General features: G+C 54.1%; 17 protein-coding genes. 12 read left to right on the forward strand and 5 right to left on the reverse strand.

What is annotated here, in order from left to right:
* Positions 1 to 28: 28 nt before the first annotated feature.
* Positions 29 to 259 carry a helix-turn-helix domain-containing protein gene (locus BN1969_RS07230; RefSeq protein WP_050623685.1) on the reverse strand — a complete coding sequence of 77 codons (231 nt, stop codon included), beginning with the start codon at positions 257 to 259 and terminating at the stop codon, positions 29 to 31.
* Positions 260 to 370: 111 nt separating this feature from the next.
* On the opposite strand from BN1969_RS07230, the gene BN1969_RS07235 reads away from it, so the two are divergent.
* The 5 genes from BN1969_RS07235 to BN1969_RS07255 all read left to right on the forward strand — a co-directional run bounded on the left by BN1969_RS07235 (position 371) and on the right by BN1969_RS07255 (position 6,594).
* Entirely contained in the window at positions 371 to 862 is a 492-nt protein-coding gene (locus tag BN1969_RS07235; RefSeq protein ID WP_050623686.1) for a hypothetical protein, read from the forward strand.
* Between the two features lie 71 nt (positions 863 to 933).
* On the forward strand, positions 934 to 1,626 hold the full coding sequence (locus BN1969_RS07240) for a hypothetical protein (RefSeq protein WP_050623687.1): 693 nt from the start codon (positions 934 to 936) through the stop codon (positions 1,624 to 1,626).
* Positions 1,627 to 1,693: 67 nt separating this feature from the next.
* The gene (locus BN1969_RS07245; protein ID WP_050623688.1) at positions 1,694 to 3,607 is read left to right on the forward strand and encodes a site-specific DNA-methyltransferase; all 1,914 of its coding nucleotides are present in this window, start codon (positions 1,694 to 1,696) and stop codon (positions 3,605 to 3,607) included.
* 13 nt (positions 3,608 to 3,620) lie between these two features.
* Complete coding sequence (locus BN1969_RS07250; protein WP_050623689.1) at positions 3,621 to 6,215, forward strand: DEAD/DEAH box helicase; 2,595 nt, start codon at positions 3,621 to 3,623, stop codon at positions 6,213 to 6,215.
* A gap of 61 nt (positions 6,216 to 6,276) precedes the next feature.
* Positions 6,277 to 6,594, forward strand: a complete 318-nt coding sequence (locus BN1969_RS07255; protein WP_050623690.1) for a DUF6809 family protein — start codon at positions 6,277 to 6,279, stop codon at positions 6,592 to 6,594.
* Positions 6,595 to 6,597: 3 nt separating this feature from the next.
* Here BN1969_RS07255 and BN1969_RS07260 read toward each other — a convergent pair whose 3' ends face one another.
* Both BN1969_RS07260 and mobV read right to left on the reverse strand, forming a co-directional pair.
* A complete protein-coding gene (locus BN1969_RS07260; protein ID WP_050623691.1) occupies positions 6,598 to 6,954 on the reverse strand; it encodes a hypothetical protein in 357 nt (118 codons plus the stop codon).
* A 235-nt stretch (positions 6,955 to 7,189) separates the two neighbouring features.
* Entirely contained in the window at positions 7,190 to 7,939 is a 750-nt protein-coding gene (gene mobV / locus BN1969_RS07270) for a MobV family relaxase (RefSeq protein ID WP_050623693.1), read from the reverse strand.
* A 141-nt stretch (positions 7,940 to 8,080) separates the two neighbouring features.
* On the opposite strand from mobV, the gene BN1969_RS07275 reads away from it, so the two are divergent.
* Positions 8,081 to 9,316: an ATP-binding protein gene (locus BN1969_RS07275; protein WP_242850293.1), complete on the forward strand. Its 1,236-nt coding sequence runs from the start codon at positions 8,081 to 8,083 to the stop codon at positions 9,314 to 9,316.
* Between the two features lie 779 nt (positions 9,317 to 10,095).
* Here the strand turns inward: BN1969_RS07275 and BN1969_RS18530 are convergent.
* Positions 10,096 to 10,545: a hypothetical protein gene (locus tag BN1969_RS18530; protein ID WP_077138724.1), complete on the reverse strand. Its 450-nt coding sequence runs from the start codon at positions 10,543 to 10,545 to the stop codon at positions 10,096 to 10,098.
* A gap of 277 nt (positions 10,546 to 10,822) precedes the next feature.
* On the opposite strand from BN1969_RS18530, the gene BN1969_RS07285 reads away from it, so the two are divergent.
* Positions 10,823 to 12,352 (forward strand): 4Fe-4S dicluster domain-containing protein, encoded by a 1,530-nt coding sequence (locus tag BN1969_RS07285; protein WP_077138725.1) that lies wholly within the window; start codon positions 10,823 to 10,825, stop codon positions 12,350 to 12,352.
* Positions 12,353 to 12,567: 215 nt separating this feature from the next.
* Here the strand turns inward: BN1969_RS07285 and BN1969_RS07290 are convergent, their stop codons facing one another.
* Complete coding sequence (locus BN1969_RS07290; RefSeq protein WP_050623695.1) at positions 12,568 to 12,984, reverse strand: hypothetical protein; 417 nt, start codon at positions 12,982 to 12,984, stop codon at positions 12,568 to 12,570.
* 415 nt (positions 12,985 to 13,399) lie between these two features.
* On the opposite strand from BN1969_RS07290, the gene BN1969_RS07295 reads away from it, so the two are divergent.
* The 5 genes from BN1969_RS07295 to infB all read left to right on the forward strand — a co-directional run bounded on the left by BN1969_RS07295 (position 13,400) and on the right by infB (position 18,470).
* Positions 13,400 to 13,855 carry a ribosome maturation factor RimP gene (locus tag BN1969_RS07295; protein WP_050623696.1) on the forward strand — a complete coding sequence of 152 codons (456 nt, stop codon included), beginning with the start codon at positions 13,400 to 13,402 and terminating at the stop codon, positions 13,853 to 13,855.
* 20 nt (positions 13,856 to 13,875) lie between these two features.
* Complete coding sequence (nusA, locus tag BN1969_RS07300; RefSeq protein WP_050623697.1) at positions 13,876 to 15,075, forward strand: transcription termination factor NusA; 1,200 nt, start codon at positions 13,876 to 13,878, stop codon at positions 15,073 to 15,075.
* Positions 15,076 to 15,169: 94 nt separating this feature from the next.
* Positions 15,170 to 15,448 (forward strand): RNase P modulator RnpM, encoded by a 279-nt coding sequence (gene rnpM / locus BN1969_RS07305; RefSeq protein ID WP_050623698.1) that lies wholly within the window; start codon positions 15,170 to 15,172, stop codon positions 15,446 to 15,448.
* Positions 15,438 to 16,085 (forward strand): L7Ae/L30e/S12e/Gadd45 family ribosomal protein, encoded by a 648-nt coding sequence (locus BN1969_RS07310; RefSeq protein ID WP_050623699.1) that lies wholly within the window; start codon positions 15,438 to 15,440, stop codon positions 16,083 to 16,085. Before rnpM ends, BN1969_RS07310 begins: the two co-directional genes overlap by 11 nt.
* 18 nt (positions 16,086 to 16,103) lie before the next feature.
* Positions 16,104 to 18,470, forward strand: a complete 2,367-nt coding sequence (gene infB, locus BN1969_RS07315; protein WP_077138726.1) for a translation initiation factor IF-2 — start codon at positions 16,104 to 16,106, stop codon at positions 18,468 to 18,470.
* Positions 18,471 to 18,494: the final 24 nt, after the last annotated feature.

Below are 18,494 nucleotides of genomic sequence, written 5' to 3' on the forward strand. Positions count from 1 at the left end.
GTGATGTTACCTTGGAACGGCGCTTTTTTCAAGTCTTTTCGGCGCTTTCATTCGCACAGAGGTAGTCGATGATCGCTACCTTCGGCACACGATACAGCCACCCCATACGCACGCTGGGAATCTGGCCGCTCTGCAGCAGCCGGTAGGTCAGCCGGGACCCGATGCCCAGCATTTTCTGGACCTCACCCGGCGTCAGCGCATCCGGGTAATCCCGGAACATGGCCCGATACCTGCTCAGTCTCTTTTCCTCTCTGCTCATATTGTTCTCACCTCCTGCGCCTCTTGACATTTTAAATGTAATTATATATTGTGATTACATCAATTACGGACGGTCTATATTATAGACGGTTAGGAGGGCAGAAACGGAACCATGGCGAAGAAAAATTTTTTGACCGAGGCAGATATGCGGGAAGCAAAATTAGATGCAAAACTGGAACGGTTGGCGGCAGCAGGTGATTGGGACAAAGTATTGGCCGAGTTGGACCGCTTCGATGCCAATAACGAGCGGCGGCACAAAACCCATCGGGACGGTACAGACCTGACACTCCTTGACCGCAAGGCCAAGGAAGGCGAATACTTCTGTGGAAATCTGCTGCTGAAATTATGCAGAGCAAATGATTGGATCGACATCATCTTCTCTCAAAACCCGGATGATCTGCACCATCTGGTCGAAGACGGGACCATCAGTGCCGCAATTCGGGAACTGACTCCGGTGCAGAAGAAAGTATTGCTGGATAACATCGTTCACCGCTTCCCGGCAGAGAATCTGGCAAAGGAGGCCAGGTGTTCGACCCGGAACATCACCAAGCATCGGCAAAAGGCTCTGGATGCAATACGCCGCGCGATAGGCATCGAAAAATAAGTCCGGACTGCGTTGCAGTTCGGACTGAAAGATGATATTATGATTACATGAATTACACTGGAGGCTTGACCATGGACTTAAAAACCATGTTTCCCAATCTAAATGTGATGTGGACACGCTGGTCCGACTACGAAGTTGTCCAGAGCCATAAACGACATTACTTGGTGCCGGTGCCAGGGGCGACCTCTCTGACCTATAACTGCGCGGAACAGCCGGAAGCACTGGTGGCCGATGCTTTGGAGTTAGGCCGCCGTCTTAGACTGGGGGGCCCCGATAAAGAACGCCTGTGTGCCGCTTTTGCAGCCCGTCACGGGCTTTTGGGCGGAGATGCCGAGTGTGGCCCCATGATTCCTGTTGACAACGATGTGCCCCCGTGTTTCCGCCCGTTAAACGGGCCGGAGTACGGTGAGGATATTGACGACTTCCAGACCAGGTTGATGCAGCTCCACCAGCACTTCCAAAGCACTCGTGGGGAACTGGATGTGATAGCAAATCCAAAGGTACTGGATCTGTCTGGTTTTCTCAACTATCGACTGACAAGCGGTCGGATGCCACAACTCGTATGGGATGTGCGCAGTATGGACTCCGTCCTGCGCTTTGCCTATGCCGCAATGGTCACAAACCCCGGCACACCGCTGAAGGTCTGCAAGAACTGCGGCAGGGTGTATTACAACACCCACGCCAAGAGCGAATTCTGCGGGGCGCGGTGCAGAAATTATTACAATGTGAAAGTGTTCCGGAGAAAAGAAGCCTCAAATAGCTAAATCGTGATTTTTAAATTCTATTTGACTTTCTGAAACCCAACCATTCTTAAGAAAAGGGGTATTTGATGTGTTAAGCAAGGCCGAAAAGGATTATTTGATAGATTTATTAGAAAAGGGAGAAAAAGTACCAACAGATTTCAAATATAAGCTTTTTCCCGTAGAACACAAAGAATATGAACTTGCATATGCAGGAAAAATGCGCAAAGAAGACTTGCTGGCAGATGACGATGGTTCTTTTCCGGTGCCATTACAGGTAGAAAAGATTTTTGGTGGAACAAATCATCCAGCATACAACGATGGCTGGCATAACCTAATGGTATTTGGCGACAATCTACAATTTCTAAAAACGATTTATAAAGATGAGGACCCCATTATTTCTAAAAAAGTAAAGGGTAAAATAAAACTGGTCTACATTGATCCACCCTTTGCTACATCTGACGATTTTCAAAGTAAAGAAGGCGCTAAAGCCTACACCGACAAGAAAAAAGGATCTGAATTTATCGAGTATATTCGCAAACGTTTGATACTCATTCGAGAAGTCCTGTCTGATGACGGTTGTATTTTTGTTCATTTGGACTGGAAAAAGGCGCATTATATTAAAGTAATTCTCGACGAAGTGTTTGGTGAATCGAACTTTGTGAATGAAATAGTTTGGCACTATCCGGACAATTTCCAAGGAAACGTAAAAGGTTTTGCCAATAATCATAATGTAATCTTTTGGTATGCGAAATCGTCACATTATACAGCGAACAAAGTCTTGATTCCGTTGGCAAAAGCAACTCGACGTGATAAGCGCATTTGGTCAGCAGAAGAAAAGAAACTCGTTTCGGCTCGTGATGAGAGCGGAAAACTGATTTATGAAGAGTTTACAGAGAAAAAAGCAGATGATGTTTGGGACATTGGCCAAAGTTCAACAACCAAAAAGAACAGTTCCGAATTCATCGATTATCCCACCCAAAAGCCCGAGGAACTGATTAAACGGATAATACTTGCTGCGTCGAATGAGGGCGATATCGTAATGGATTGTTTTGCTGGCTCTGGGACAGTCGCAGCAGTTGCTGAAAAATTGGGGCGCAAATGGATAATCTGTGACATTGGAAAGCTTTCCCACTTCACATGCCAAAAGCGCATGCTTGAAATACATAAATCAAAGTCCCTGACCCTAAAAAACAAAAAATACAACCAAAGATCCAAAAGCTTTATCACCTGCTCACTGGGAGCATATGATTTAAAGGCTGCTTTAGATTTGGAATTCAATAAATACAAAGAATTTGTTTCCGGCTTATTTAATATTGACTTAAAAAGTCACAAAATTGGGGGTTACTCTTTTGACGGGAAGAAAGACGATTTTCCCGTGGTTATCTTCAATTATAATCTCTATGAAGACTCAAATGTAGATGACTCATTCATCGCAGATATCAGTACTCATATCAAAAATCGACTGAACGGTGGAAGAGTTTACATCGTTTCTCCGTCTACTCGCGTGGATTTTATTACAGATTATGAGGAAATCAATGGAACTCGATATTACTTTTTGAAAATTCCGTATCAAATTATAAAGGAACTTCACCAAAAAGATTTTAAAAAATTTAGACAGCCTCGTTCCAAAAATGATGTAAACGCATTAGATGAATCAATAGGCTTTTCCTTCAACAGAACGCCCATTGTTCAAAGCAGCATAGCGGCAGGGGACGATAAGGTCACAATCAAGATTCATATGTTTTCCTCTGAGGAGCCACGCTCCGGCAAAACTACAGAAGAAAAGAAAATGAGCGGGTTTGAATTGCTTTCGGCTGTTTTTTTGGATCGAAATTACAACGGACAAGAGTTTATTATGACAGATGTGTTTTTCTCTGATGAGATTAAATGTGAGAATGAAACCCTAATAATTGAGTTAGACAAATCGTCTGTTGGGAACAGGATCATGGTCGTATATACAGATATCTTTGGAAACGATTTAACTGAAAGCTTTTCTCTGTAAGGGAGGTACTGCTATGCAAGAGATAAAAACCTTTAAGCAGTCAGAGCTGGTCTTGAAAATAAACCGAGCATACAATACAAATAGGCTGGATTTAAGCGCATGGAAACCCTATATCAATAGATTATGCGGAGATCGTGTCTACCAGAAAGAGGCAATTGAAGCTGCTATTATTTATCTCGCATCCGGCCAATATACAGCGTTGAAAGATTTGGCGGAGTACAATTATTCTCTCAATACATGCTTACGAGATAAGTATTCCTCATTAGAGGAATTTACCAAAGCTCTGCAGATGAAGAACAAATTATATGCAACTATTGATTTGGCTACGGGTACTGGAAAATCGTATGTAATGTATGGAATTTCACAAATCGCCCTTGGTCTCGGTATTGTAAAAAGGGTTTTGGTTCTTTGTCCCTCATTAACCATCGAAAGTGGCTTGACAGATAAATTTAGGGAACTAAGCGGCACTTCAGGGCTAAAGGCACTTATTCCAGAAAACTCCTTGTGCAAAAACCCAAGTATTGTTAGTGCCAACGAAACAGTATCAGAAGGGGCCCTTTGTATCGAAAACATTCACGCCGTATATGAAAACACGGGTTCTTCTATTGATGATAGTTTTGAGGGCAGGGGGCAGGATACACTTGTGCTATGCGATGAGGCACACCATATTTTCAACAAACCTTCTGACAACGATGCCTCTATTAAAAAATGGAAACAATTTTTGCTTAACGACAAATACGGTTTTAAGTATATGTTGGGCTTCACTGGAACAGCGTACATTGAAGACGAGTATTTTCCGGATGTTTTATACCGGTATTCTTTGCGACAGGCCATAGAGGATCGTATTGTAAAAAACATTGACTATGTTAAGGAAGATGAAAGCCAGGGCAACAACGAAAGATTTCAGAAAATATACCAGAACCACAGAGATAATATCGAACGATATCCTCTGGTAAAACCGCTAACAATTTTAATTACCCGAGATATCGGACATGCCAAAGCATTATTCGATGATTTCGTTGATTTTTTGGTTAAGCAAGAAAATAAGCCGAAAGCGGATATCGAGGAAAAAGTACTCATTGTGACATCATCCAGAGAACACAAACCTAATGTATCCAGGCTAAAATTCGTCGATGATAAGGCCGACAAAACAGAATGGATTATCTCTGTCTCCATGTTAACCGAGGGCTGGGATGTCAAAAATGTATTCCAAATCGTCCCTTGGGAAGATCGGGCGTTTAACTCCAAACTGCTTATTGCTCAGGTTTTAGGGCGAGGTCTGCGAGTTCCAGAAGTGTATAAATCTCCACAGCCAAAAGTAGTAGTATTCAACCATAAGGCCTGGAGCAGCAAAATCAAAAGATTGGTTGATGAAGTCCTTGAAATCGAAACTCGTGTGAATAGCGTTATTATTTCAGAAGGCACACGAAGTGAGTATCATTTTTCCGTAAAGAATATCAACTATTCAACGGAACAAACAACTATTGATAAACCTACAGATTCCTGTTCGGTAGATTTCACGCGTCTGATGACAGAGGGAATTGTATTAGAATCTCAATCTATCAGCGTTGAGCGAGGGACCACCTATGAGACAATTATGGGGGGCGCCTCGCGTGAAAGAAATTACGCAATAAGAAACATAACATGGACCATTGATGAAGTTGTTGACAAATTATTCGAAGAGTTTGAGCAACGAGAGTGGGAAGGGAAAACGTTAAAATTGGGTGAAGATGAGTATACCCAGAATGCCTTACCACCGCGAACCGTAATTGAAAATATTATAAGACTCTCGATGAAAAAACGTGGTAATAATGGCGAAGAGGTAATTGAAACTAACGTTCATAAAATACTATCTGCCTTTACTCCACTTTTAAGAAAAAACAAAAAAACAATTATATCGAGGGCCATCGCCAATGATGTCTTTGATATAAAAACAGCAACACTTGCCAAACAATCAACAAGTGTTGCTATGCTAAGACAAGACCGAACTGTCTTTTTGACAAATAATTGGGAACAAGAGATTACCGATGAAGAACAGAAAAACATTGTTTCCGAGGTCTTGGATGACGAATCCTTCCCACGGTCCGCATCGAAAGAAATAGACTACTGTCTATTTAAAACACCCGTTACAACAGTATTGACCGCCTCAAAACCTGAACGCAAGTTTGTTGAGCTTTTGTGTAAACGCGAAAACGCAGCCTTGCTGTCTGCATGGATCAAATCTCGAGATAGAAGTTTCTACGAGATTGAATATACATGCCGATATGGATCAGGCGAGTCAAAATCAAGACGATACTATCACGACAAATTTAATCCGGATTTCTTCCTGAAAATTGAGAAAGACGGTATGCAGTACTATCTCGTTATTGAGATAAAAGATGATGGCGATGATTGCGAGGAAAACAAGGCAAAATACAAGTACGCCGTGCAACACTTTGCGGAATTAAACAAACGGTTAGAAGACGAAAATATCCCCGAAAGATACATCTTTCATTTCCTCTCACCTAACAGTTACAATATTTTCTTTGATCATTTACGAGATGGAACGGTCCTTTTAGGGCAAGACAACTTTAGATGCGCACTTGAAAATATGTTAGAGGACAACTAATAATTGCTGGATTTTCCTGACCTTCTGTGCTATTGTGTCTTGCTAACAGGAGGCGAGACACATGAACGAAACACTAAAAGCCCTATACGACAGCTTCTACCAGCCGCTGGACCTGACAACAGAAAAGCAGGAGATTGAAGCCTGCCACTGGCAGCTCATCGAAAAGCTGGACAAGCCGGAACGCAAGCTGGTGCTGCGGATCATTGATGCAAAGGACCGCTCTGCCGAACTGCTGTCCATCGACAGCTTCATCTGCGGTTTTGAACTGGCCTGCAAACTGGCCGCCGAACTGGATCATTACAAACAAAAAAGCGAGCGCCCGGTATCCAAGAAAGTTGGACCGGGCGCTCGTTCTGCCTGTCAGGATGCAGAGGAGTAAAGCTTAGTCAATGGGCTCGGCACGCCGCCACCGGATGTACCCGTTGTCCTTCTTCTGGTAGACGCAGCGCCAGCAGGTTCCGTCCTCCACCTCGTCCACAAAGTTGATGTGTGTCTCAGCGGGTGCGTAGTTGACGCCCCAGCTCTGCCACCAAACAGGCAGCTTGAACTGCTCTCCGTCATCGGTGTCAAAGTAGCACAGCAACATCTTCTTGTTCGGATGCCAGCAGCGGAAGGACAGTGTGCCGGTGAACTCGCCGCTGTCGGCGGGGTAGCTGTACTCATCCAGCGGAGCGTTCTCACGCCCGGCCTTTGTACGGATGATCTGCGCACGGCAAGGATACATTTCTTCGTAAGTCATAGTAAAATCCTCCTATTACATTTCTTGCTGTTGCTGAAGTTGCTCGCTCATCTCGTAGCGGGCCTTCAGCTCTTCGAAAATTTCCTGCGGGATAGAGTCAATAAAATCCCGATACTCCTGCAGCTCATAGGCAAGGGACTGATTTTCCAGCCGCTGGTCGTGCAGCGCCCACTGAGCCTGCGTTTCGTTATACCGCAGGATGGTCTCATTCTGCTGGAGCAGCTTTAGCTGCTCGTCATAGGGACGCAGCCTGGTCTCGAAGGCATTGACCTGCGGATACCATTTCTGAAGTTGACTCAGGACTTTTTTTCTGCTTATTGGCGTTGAAGGTGCCGATTTTCTCGATATCCTTCTGGATGCGGGTCATTTCTTTAGTCAGGCGGTGAGCCTGCTTATAGAGCCAGGTGGGGATGTGCTTGCGCTTGGTGACTGCGGCGGCCTGTCCCCGATCCAGGCCGGGGAACTGTGCCGCCATGTGGTCATGGAATTTGTCCTGCCATTCCACCAGCTTGTCCCGCCCGTCCATGATCTCCTTGGCCGACAGCCGTTTGTCGCGGGTCAGGGGCACAAAGCAGAGGTGCATATGAGGATTGCGCTCGTCCATGTGGACCACGGCGGAGAAAATGTTTTCCTCGCCCACCTCGGCCTTCAAAAAGTCCAGAGCGTGTTCAAAATAGCGGCGCACTTCCTCGGGCGGCAGCTTGGCAAGGTACTCCGGTGTAGCGGTGACGATGGTGTCAATGAACTTAACACTGTCCTTGCGCACCTTGTACTGTGGATTTTCTCTCTGGGCTTTTTCAATGCGGGTCTGGATCTCGCCGTAATATTGCAGGCGCGGCTGGATCAGATGGTGGTTGAGCTCGGTGCGCTCCCGGTCGATATCCGGATTGCTGCCGTAATGCTCTTTCTGCCGTTCATGGTGCTTCTCGATGGCACTGGCCGGGCCGCCCTTGCGCTTCTCAAATCTCAGGATTGCGTATGACATAAATCAAAACTCCTTTCATCGGTTTTGCGGTATTTTTCTTCAGTAAGTTGGATATCATGAAATAGGAAATTGCTTTTAAGACTTGATTTTTATGACTGATTTGAGTAAAATAAAATCACACTTTAGATTTCTCAAAACGAGGTGTTTGGATTGTACATCGAGCGACATTTGGAGGAGCAGATTCGCAAGGCCTCCCAATACTACCCGGTGGTCATGGTCTGCGGTCAGCGGCAGGTGGGCAAGTCCACCATGCTCAACCACATCCGGGAGCCAGAGCGCCGCTATGTCACACTGGACGATGGCAACGCCCGCCGTCTGGCCTCCACCGACCCCGCGCTGTTCTTTGAGACCTACGGCTACCCGCTCCTCATTGACGAGTTCCAACGAGTCCCGTCCATCCTGCTGGAGATGAAAAAGATTGTTGACCAAAAGGCGCTGGACGGTGAGGACAACAACGGAATGTTCTGGCTGACCGGCTCACAGAAGTTCAAAATGATGCAGGATGTTGCCGAGTCTCTGGCTGGCCGCATCGCTATCTTCGATATGGCGAGCCTGTCCACGGCGGAGATCGAGGGGCGTCCCGCCGACCTGTTCCATCCCGACCTGAAAACCATCCGGGAGCGGCTGAAGCACTGCAAGCGCAAGAACATCCACGAGGTGTATGAGGACATCTTCCTGGGCGGTATGCCCAAGCTGCGCTCCACAGACCTCGACCGTGACCGCTTCTATATGGACTACATCAACACCTACATTGAGCGGGACATCAAGGATCTGGCACAGGTGGGAAAGCTGAACGAGTTCTACGATTTCCTCGTCTATATGGCGGCACGGACCGGACAGGAGTTGAAGTACAACGAGATCGCCAGCACCATCGGCGTGTCCGCTCCCACCGCCAAGTCTTGGGTGTCCATTCTGGAGCGATCCGGCATCATCTTCATCCTGCGGCCTTACTACTCCAACATCACCAAACGGCTGGTCAAGACGCCCAAGGTGTACTTCATGGACACCGGCCTCGCCGCCTATCTCTGCCGCTGGCCCACTGCGGAAACGCTGGAGAATGGTGCGATGGACGGAGCCTTCTTTGAGACCTATGTAGTGACGGAGATTGTCAAGAGCTACTACAACGCAGGCAAGCCTGTTGACCTGTTCTACTACCGCGACATCGACAAGAAGGAGATCGACCTGCTGATCGTCGAGGGGGATAAGATGTACCCCATCGAGATCAAAAAAAGCAAAGAGCCGTCCAAGCCGGATAAAAACTTCGGCGTCCTGCAGCAGTTCAAGCTGGATGTTCAGCCGGGGCTTATCCTCTGCATGAGCGATGAACTCATCCCTTACAACCGGGAGTCCTGGTATTGCCCCGTGTCCGTCATTTGACCGAATCCCAAACAGCGCGGAACACTCGGTCACTGCCGCCCTTTTATCCCTCTGTGTTCACTCCTCCCTGATGCAGATAGCTGGGCAAGCATCGCCAGCCTTTTTTCACATACCACCCCGCCAAATGGAACCCGCCGCAGGGAAGCCTGTACTGATCGGGCAGCCTGTGCGGCGGCGGTTTCCCCGCCCACGAAAACGCCCGGCCCCAACAAGGCGGGCCGGGCATTTTCATGTGCGGTTGTCGGGGCGGTATAACGCACTATACCTTGCCGTCGGCAAGGTGTGCGCCCAGGGACACCCCGGGACCCCGTATGCGGCTTTGCCCCAGCCTGAAGTCCGGGCTTCGCCGCCGTTTTTGCCGCCTTACTTGTACCGTTTCTGTGGCGGCAAAAACACCGCCCAAAGGGCGGGGACGATGGACGGGGCTGATTGGCCTGTTACGATAAAGTTCCTCCTTCCAAATGGACACAAAAATAGCACCTGCCCAAAGGCAGATGCTATAATCAACGCTAACAGAATGCTAACAGTTATCCAAAAAACGTGCCGGAAGGCCGCTTTTCACCAAAGCCTTGAAACGAGCGGCCTACAACCCGCAAACGCGCATGGCGCAAGGGCTTGCAGCGTTTTCAGACGCTAATGGATGCGCACAAAAATCAACAAAGGAAAGTCCTTGCCAACGACTCGAAATCCGTTGGTGGCGACACCGTGTGGGTTCGAGTTCCGCCGCCGATGCAAGGTGCCTATAACCGCGGCGTGGTTTGATGATCAACTCGTTACGATCAGTAGCGGGTTGATTTTTTTGAGCAGTTACGCCTATTTTTGAATGCCTGTCCCATAAAAGTGTCCCAAGTAACCGTACCCGGTGCTGGTGCCGTCCAAAAGTCGATCCCGCAACCCCTTGCAAATCCTGATTGTTTCACAGGGTGTCCTAATGGTGCTGTGTCATGGGGGGCGGTGCCGTCCACCAGAGCGGCCTTTTTGCCTGGGAGGAGGATGGCATCCAGGGAATCCGGGTCACCGGAGCAGAGGATGCACTCCACGGGCTCGCCTGCCTCCTGGGCCAGGGCAGCCACGCGGCGCATCAGGGTGGATTTCCCACAGCCGGGGCCGCCCTTCAGGATGTAGATAGCGGAGGCCTGCTCCGGCGGAAGAAGCTGGTCGTAGAGAGAATAGAATCCTGTGGGGGAGTTTGCCCCCAGAAAATACTGTATCGAATTGACAGGTGACATGGCCGACCCTCCGTTTTTGGGCGCCGGAGGGAAAATTTCCCCCGTGCCTCTGATTTTCTATCTCAGACTATGCGGCGGAGGGGGGAGAGGTGCGGCGGGACTTGGGTGACCAAAGAGAAAAAGAAACATGAGTGGAAAACTGTTGGAAATTTGTATTGACAGAGGTGGAAGAGTTGCGATAAAATGACATAAAAAATGAAAGAAAACTTGCAAAAGTTGAGGGAAGAAGAGAAGATGCCAGCGGGAAAACGGGACTGGCAGAGAGAAGAGGGAGACAATGCGTACATTTGAAACGAAGATCCAGGAATTGAAGACCGCGGTGCTTACAGAGGTGGCCCGCCTGACCTGGGAGGACAGGCTCCAGACCGGGACTGCTATTCTGGACATCCCGGAGAAGATCATCCCCGGGCCCACGGCCACGCTGCGCTGCTGTATTTATAAGGAACGGGCCATCATCAACAGCCGGGTCAAGCTGGCTATGGGAGGGGACAAGAGCAACCCCTGCCTGGTGGAGGTGCTGCCTATCGCCTGTGACGAGTGTCCGGTGACCGAGATCACCGTGGGGCCCTCCTGCCGGGGATGCCTGGCCACGCGGTGCGTCCATGCCTGCCCCAAGGATGCCATCACTATTGTGAATCACCGGGCCTGCATCGACCATGAAAAGTGCATCTCCTGCGGCCGATGTGTATCCGCCTGTCAGTACAGCGCCATTCTCAAGACCCAGAGGCCCTGTGAGAAGGGCTGCCCGGCCAAGGCCATCTCCATGGGCCCGGACCGGAAAGCATCCATTGACGTGAGCCAGTGCATCGCCTGCGGGAACTGTGTGTATCAGTGCCCATTCGGCGCCATTCAGGACAAGTCTTTCATCACCGATGCCATCCACATGATCATGGGTGCTGAGCACTGGGGCTACAAGACCTATGCCGTGCTGGCCCCCTCCATCGTGGGGCAGTTCGCCCCCGCCTCCTACGGCCAGGTGGTGGCCGGATTGAAGAAGCTGGGCTTCAACGGAGTGGCCGAGGTGGCTCTGGGGGCTGATATGGTGGCAGATCGGGAGTCGGAAGAGCTGGTGGAGAAGGGGATGCTGTGCTCCTCCTGCTGTCCCGGCTTTGTGGGGTACATCAAGAAAAAGCACCCGGAGATGGAGAATCTGATCTCCCGCACCCCGTCCCCTATGGTGATGATCGGTCTGCACATCAAGGAGAAGGACCCGGATGCCAAGGTGATCTTCATCGGCCCCTGCGTGGCGAAAAAGAAGGAGTTCCAGCTGGGCCGCACCATGAACGCCATTGACTGCGCCCTGACCTACGAGGAGCTGTTCGCCATGTTCGAGTCCCGCGGCATCGACCTGGAATCCCTGGAGGAGGCCCCGCTGGACGAGGCAAGCCCCTTCGGCCGGAACTTCGCCCGCAGCGGCGGTGTGGCCCAGGCGGTGGCGGAGGCCCTGAAGGAGAAGGGGCTGGATAAGGAGTTCCAGCTGAAGGCAGTGCCGTGCAGCGGCATCGAAGCCTGCGAGGTGGCCCTGCTGAAGGCGAAACGGGGCGTGCTGGACGGCAACTTCATCGAAGGCATGGCCTGTGACGGCGGCTGTGTCCAGGGGGCCGGCTGTCTGGTGCGCAGCCCCCGCAATCGGATGGATGTGGAGGGCCACGCCAAGCAGGCCAGCGGCCGCAGCATCACCGACGCAGTGGCCGGCCGGGAGCTGGTCCCCCAGGACAGCCTGGGGGAGAAGGTCGTCCCTGTGCCCAAGCCTCAGCCCAAGGCGGAGGCGGCGGCCAAAACAGAGGGCACGGCCCGGAAGGCCTGAGCCTCAGACAGGAAAACGGACGGACGCCGGACCCGGATACAGGTCTGACGTCCGTCTCTTGCTTCAGGTCGGAGAGCAGGCGGGAGCAGGGGCATCCCCCGGCAACAGACACTTGGTGGAGTGGATGACTACCTTTTTCAGTACGACCGTTCAGGAGCAGACACAGAAACGCGGCGCGGCTAAAAGGCCGCGCCGCGTTCGGGTTGCGCCCGGGGTCACAGCCCCTCGGTATCCACCAGGATGTTGTCAGTGCCATGCTCCTCGAACTCGGTGATGTAGGCGTCGATCCGGCTGGTGAGCTCGGCAAAGTTGCTCTCGTCGATGGGGACATCATCCATGTCCCGACGGGCCAGATCCTCGGCCAGAATATCGAAGAATACGTTGTTCTCATACTCCATGATGGCCTCGTGGATGCCGCCCTCCGCAAAGGCGCGGGAGGGGACGATCTCCCCCTCGTACACCTCGGCCAGGGCGGGCATACCGCTGACCAGGGCCTTGCCGAAGACAAGGCTTTCTACCTCGTCGTAATCCGCGAAGCGCTGGTCTCCCCGGGTGGAGTTGAGGATCCAGTTGCCGATATAGACCAGGTCCAGCAGGCGCCGAAACTGCTTGTTGGTAAATTCCAGAGTCATCCACAGGACCTCCTTTTGTTGGAAGCTCGGGCGGGGAGATCCCCCTCTCTATATTATAGTATATGTGCCATATTTGTCAATCGCCGAGGGAGCTTTCCGGCAGTGCGCCGGGAGGGAGGACCGTGGAGGGATACCACACACCGCCCCGATTGGGAAAGAAAGCTTCTGCGCAGGCAGGCGAGGATAGGACGTGCCGCTGCTTGAAAGAATAGACAGGAAAGAGGCGAGATATCCTGAGGCGAGAAAAATTTTCTCTGCTTTTTTAAAAATATTCTGGGCTGCCCCTTGCAATCCAGAACTTTGTATGGTATAGTGAAACAGTAATTATGGTAGTATTGGTTAGAGTGGGGCTGCGGCTCCGCTCTTTTTGATTGAGAAAATGGGGGCACATTCAGCCCCGGACAGGAGGAAGTCCATGGCGAAAGTGACCGATCTGGTGGCCCAACTGGCGCAGCCGCTGGCAGAGGCAGCGGGCTGCTCCCTTTGGGATGTGGAGTATGTCAAGGAAGCGGGCACGTGGTATCTCCGGATCTACATCGACAAGGAGACAGGTGTGTCCATCGACGACTGCGAGGCGGTCTCCCGCCCCCTGTCCGACGCACTGGATGAGGCGGACCCCATCGAGGGAAGCTATACCCTGGAGGTGTCCTCCGCCGGGGCCGACCGGGTGCTGAAGAAGCCGGAGCACTTCCAGCGCTTCTGTGGAGAAGAGGTGGAGGTGCGCCTCTACCGGCCCAAAGACGGGAAAAAGGACTTTGTGGGGCGTTTGACAGGCTGGGCGGATGGGGATATCACCCTGGAGCTGAACGGGATGCCCATCACGTTTGAGAAAAAAGAGGTCGCCCAGACGCGGCTGTACCCCCGCTTTTGATACGTTTAGGAGGAATTACCGTGGCTAAGAGAGTAACGAAAAAGGTCAACAGCACCGAGCTGGACAGCAAGGAGTTTTTTGCCGCCATCGCCCAGATCGAGGAGGAGAAGGGCATCAAAAAGGGCTATATGATGGAAAAGATCACCCAGGCCCTGATCTCCGCCTACCGCCGGGACCACGAGGGGGTGGGTGACAACCTGACCGTGGAGGCCAACGAGGAGACCGGAGTGGTCCGCATGTTCCTGAAAAAAGAGGTGGTGGAGGAGGTGGACAATCCGGGCACTGAGATCAGTCTGGAGGAGGCCCGCCTGTCCCTGCCCCGAGTGGAGCTGGGGGACACCATCCGCATTGAGGTCAAGCCCAAGAACTTCGGCCGCATCGCCGCCCAGACTGCCCGCCAGGTCATCATTCAGGGAATCCGGGAGGCGGAGCAGGGGATGATCTATGACGAGTTCACCTCCAAGGAGCACGAGATCCTCACTGGCATCATCACCCGGATTGATCCCCGCAGCGGTGCAGTGGCCCTGCGCATCGGCAGCGGCTCCGAGAGCACGGAGGCCTACCTCAGCGTCAACGAGCAGGTGCGGGGCGAGACCTATCAGGAGGGCAGCCGCCTGAGGGTCTATGTGGTGGAGGTGCGCCGGGCCACCAAGGGTCCTCAGGTGCTCATCTCCCGCACCCACCCCGGGCTGGTCAAGCGCCTGTTTGAGCTGGAGGTGCCTGAGATCTATGACGGGACGGTGGAGGTCAAGTCCATCGCCCGGGAGGCGGGCTCCCGCACCAAGCTGGCCGTCTGGTCCGCTGACCCCAATGTGGACCCCATCGGTGCCTGTGTCGGCCCCAGGGGACAGCGGGTGAACACCATCGTGGAAGAGCTGAAGGGCGAAAAGATGGACATCATCAAGTACTCTGACGACCCCGCCGAGTACATCGCCGCCGCCCTCTCTCCTGCCGACGTCATCAGCGTGGAGCCCCTGCCTGACGGCAAGAGCTGCCGGGTGGTGGTTCCGGATGATCAGCTCTCCCTGGCCATCGGTAAGGAGGGCCAGAACGCCCGCCTGGCAGCCAAGCTGACGGGCTACAAGATCGATATCAAGCCGGCCTCGGCCCCCCTGGAGCCCATCGAGGCTCCCGAGGAGGAACTGTTCGTCGAGGAGGCCGAGGCGCCTGCGGAGGACTCTGCCGGGACCGGGGAGACCGCTCCCGCAGAGGAAGACTAACCGTACAAGAACCGGGACCGGGGAGCTGGGGATCATCCCCCTCCCCATCATTCCTTACGCCTAATTCCTAATTCGTCGAAGGGTGGTGCGGACCGTGCCCAAGAAGCTCCCTATGCGCCAATGTGTCGGCTGCCGGGAAATGAGACCGAAAAAAGAACTGATCCGGGTGGTCAAGTCCCCGGAAGGGGCCATCTCCCTGGATTTCCGGGGAAAGCTGCCCGGCCGCGGGGCGTATCTGTGCCCGGACAGCGTGTGTCTGGCCCGGGCAAGAAAGTCCAAGGCTCTGGAGCGGGCTTTCGCCCAGGCGATCCCTCCAGAGGTCTATGAGCGCCTGGAGGAGCAGATGAAGGAGGTGCCCGGCGATGCCCCATGACCCCATCCTCCATCTCCTGGGTTTGGCCAAAAAGGCCGGACGGCTGGAGATCGGAGAGGAACCGGTGGGCGCGGCCGCCCGGGCCCACCAGGCCCGCGTGCTCCTGCTGGCGGCGGACGCCGCCCCCAATACGGTGCGGCGGGCCGCCCACTTCGGAGAGGCCGGGGGCGCCCTGTGGCTCCAAATGCCCTTCACCAAGGCGGAGCTGGGGGAGCAGCTGGGACGCAGCTCCTGCGCCATGCTCGCGGTGACCGACTTCGGGTTCGCCGCCGCCCTGGCGGAGAAGCTGGCCGCTCGGGACGAGGAGCGGTACGGCCCCGCAGCTCAGCAGCTGAGGGCTAAGGCGGACCGCGCCCTGATGCGCCAGAGAGAAAAACGCCAGCACGAGAAAAATATGAGACAGGGAAAGCACAAGCCCTGGGCGGCCCCGCCCTCTCGCCCCAGCAAGAGGGAAGAGGCCCCGCCGACAACGTCCAGGCGGGAGCGGGGCAAAGGCGGCTCAGGCAGACGGCCGGGCAGGCCGGAGACCGGGACGGGGAGAGCGCCCCGAACATTCCCCGGGAAACCGGGGCCGGGCGGGCGGAAGCTGACTGCGAAGCCCAGATCCGGCGGCAGGAACCCTGCCGGGAAACCCTAAGAAACGAGGTGGCCCTATATGATGAACAAATACCGTGTCCACGAGGTGGCCAAGGACTTCAAGCTGAATTCCAAGGACATCGCGGAGATCATGACCAAATACAGCCAGACCCCCAAGAACCACATGCAGGTCCTGGAGGAGCGGGAGCTGGCCGTTATTTTCGACTATCTGACCCAGCACAACCAGGTGGAGAACATAGAGTCCATTTTTGCGGACGTCTACCATGAGCCCAAGCCGGCCCAGGCGAAGCCAGCCCAGCCACAGCAGAGCGCCTCCAAGCCGGCTGCCAAGGGGGAGAGCAGGCCACAGAGCGCTGCGCCCCAGGCCGACAAGAGCGGGGAGCAGCCCCGCGCTCAGGGGGGCAAGCCGGAGCAGGCCCAGGCCCGCCCCGCCACCCGCGTGCCGGAGAAGAAGGTGGTGGACACCCGCAAGGGCGGAGCCGTCAACCTGGAGAAGTACGACGAGCGGCTGGAGTCCTTCACCGACCAGCGTCAGCAGGACCGGGGCGGCAAGCAGAAGTTCCAGGGACGCAACGCCCAGCGCCAGCGCGGCCGCCAGCAGGGGCCGGGCAACAAGCGCAAGCAGGAGGAGCAGGAGCGCCTGCGCCGTCTCCAGCTGGAGATCGCCAAGAAGGCACCGGTGAAGGTGCTGATCCCCGATGAGATCGGAGTGGGTGAGCTGGCCAGCCGGATGAAGAAGACCGGCGCGGAGGTGGTCAAGTGCCTCATCAAGAACGGGGTCATGGCCTCCCTCAGCGACATCATCGACTTTGACACCGCCGCCATCATCGCCGAGGAGATGGGCTGCAAGGTGGAGAAGGAGGTGGTGGTCACCATCGAGGAGAAGCTGATCGACACCACGGAGGACAAGGAGGAGGATCTGCAGCCCCGCGCCCCCGTGGTGGTGGTCATGGGCCACGTGGACCACGGCAAGACCTCCCTGCTGGACTATATCCGCCACGCCAACGTGGTCTCCGGAGAGGCGGGCGGCATCACCCAGCACATCGGCGCCTATCAGGTGGATGTGAAGGGCAGCCCGGTCACCTTCCTGGACACTCCCGGCCATGAGGCATTCACCGCCATGCGCGCCCGGGGCGCCATGATCACCGACGTGGCCATCCTGGTGGTGGCCGCTGATGACGGCATCATGCCCCAGACCGTGGAGTCCATCAACCACGCCAAGGCCGCTGAGATCCCCATCATCGTAGCCATCAACAAGATGGATAAGCCCACCGCCAATCCCGACCGGATCATGCAGCAGCTCACCGAGTATGAGCTGGTGCCCGAGGAGTGGGGCGGCGAGACCATTATCTGCCCCATCTCCGCCAAGACGGGCATGGGCATTGACAACCTGCTGGACATGGTGGTCCTTACCGCCGAGATGCGGGAGCTGAAGGCCAACCCCAACCGTTCCGCCCACGGTGCCGTCATCGAGGCCAGGCTGGACAAGGGCCGCGGCCCCGTGGCCACCCTGCTGGTACAGAACGGCACCCTGCATCAGGGCGATGTCATCATCGCGGGCACCGCCGTGGGCCGTGTCCGCGCCATGACTAACGCCCAGGGCCAGAAGGTGGAGTCCGCCGGCCCCTCCGTTCCTGTGGAGATCATTGGCATGAGTGAGGTGCCCGGTGCGGGCGATGACTTCCACGCCGTGGCTGACGAGCGCATGGCCCGGGAGCTGGTGGAGCAGCGCAAGCACGAGAACAAGATGGCCTCCGGCAGCGCAGTGGGCAAGGTCACCCTGGAGGATCTGTTCAGCCAGATCCAGGCCGGTGAGATGAAGAACCTGAACATCATCGTCAAGGCAGACGTTCAGGGCTCCGCTGAGGCAGTGAAGGCATCCCTGGAGAAGCTGTCCAACGAGGAGGTCCGGGTCCGGGTCATCCACTGCGCCGTGGGCGCCATCAGCGAGAGCGACGTGATGCTGGCCTCTACCTCCGGTGCCATCATTGTGGGCTTCAACGTCCGCCCTGACGCCAACGCCAAGGAGACCGCCGCCCGGTCCAATGTGGATATGCGGATGTACCGGGTCATCTACGACGCCATCAACGAGGTGGAGGCGGCTATGAAGGGTATGCTGGCCCCCAAATTCCGAGAGGTGGACCTGGGCCGGGCCGAGGTGCGCAATGTGTTCCGCATCACCGGAGTGGGCATGGTGGCCGGCTGCTATGTGCTGGATGGCAAGATGCAGCGCAACGCCCAGATGCGCCTCCTCCGGGACAACATTGTCATTTACGACGGGGCCATCGCCTCCCTCCAGCGCTTCAAGGACAGCGTGAAAGAGGTGGCCGCGGGCTACGAGTGCGGCATCACCTTCGAGAAGTTCCAGGATATCAAGGAGGGCGATATTGTAGAGGCCTTCCTGATGGAGCAGATCGAGGTCTGACCTTCCTCTGTCTCTAGGCAGACC

This window comes from Clostridium phoceensis (genome assembly GCF_001244495.1).
Lineage (GTDB): Bacteria > Bacillota > Clostridia > Oscillospirales > Oscillospiraceae > Lawsonibacter > Lawsonibacter asaccharolyticus.

Coding starts and splice junctions, on each gene's coding strand:
- BN1969_RS18530 (WP_077138724.1), bottom strand. CDS start 10,545: ATGTCACCTGTCAATTCGATACAGTATTTTCTGGGGGCAAACTCCCCC.
- BN1969_RS07235 (WP_050623686.1), top strand. CDS start 371: ATGGCGAAGAAAAATTTTTTGACCGAGGCAGATATGCGGGAAGCAAAA.
- BN1969_RS07290 (WP_050623695.1), bottom strand. CDS start 12,984: ATGACTCTGGAATTTACCAACAAGCAGTTTCGGCGCCTGCTGGACCTG.
- BN1969_RS07250 (WP_050623689.1), top strand. CDS start 3,621: ATGCAAGAGATAAAAACCTTTAAGCAGTCAGAGCTGGTCTTGAAAATA.
- BN1969_RS07310 (WP_050623699.1), top strand. CDS start 15,438: ATGCCCCATGACCCCATCCTCCATCTCCTGGGTTTGGCCAAAAAGGCC.
- BN1969_RS07260 (WP_050623691.1), bottom strand. CDS start 6,954: ATGACTTACGAAGAAATGTATCCTTGCCGTGCGCAGATCATCCGTACA.
- BN1969_RS07285 (WP_077138725.1), top strand. CDS start 10,823: ATGCGTACATTTGAAACGAAGATCCAGGAATTGAAGACCGCGGTGCTT.
- BN1969_RS07295 (WP_050623696.1), top strand. CDS start 13,400: ATGGCGAAAGTGACCGATCTGGTGGCCCAACTGGCGCAGCCGCTGGCA.
- BN1969_RS07230 (WP_050623685.1), bottom strand. CDS start 259: ATGAGCAGAGAGGAAAAGAGACTGAGCAGGTATCGGGCCATGTTCCGG.
- mobV (WP_050623693.1), bottom strand. CDS start 7,939: ATGTCATACGCAATCCTGAGATTTGAGAAGCGCAAGGGCGGCCCGGCC.
- BN1969_RS07255 (WP_050623690.1), top strand. CDS start 6,277: ATGAACGAAACACTAAAAGCCCTATACGACAGCTTCTACCAGCCGCTG.
- infB (WP_077138726.1), top strand. CDS start 16,104: ATGATGAACAAATACCGTGTCCACGAGGTGGCCAAGGACTTCAAGCTG.
- BN1969_RS07240 (WP_050623687.1), top strand. CDS start 934: ATGGACTTAAAAACCATGTTTCCCAATCTAAATGTGATGTGGACACGC.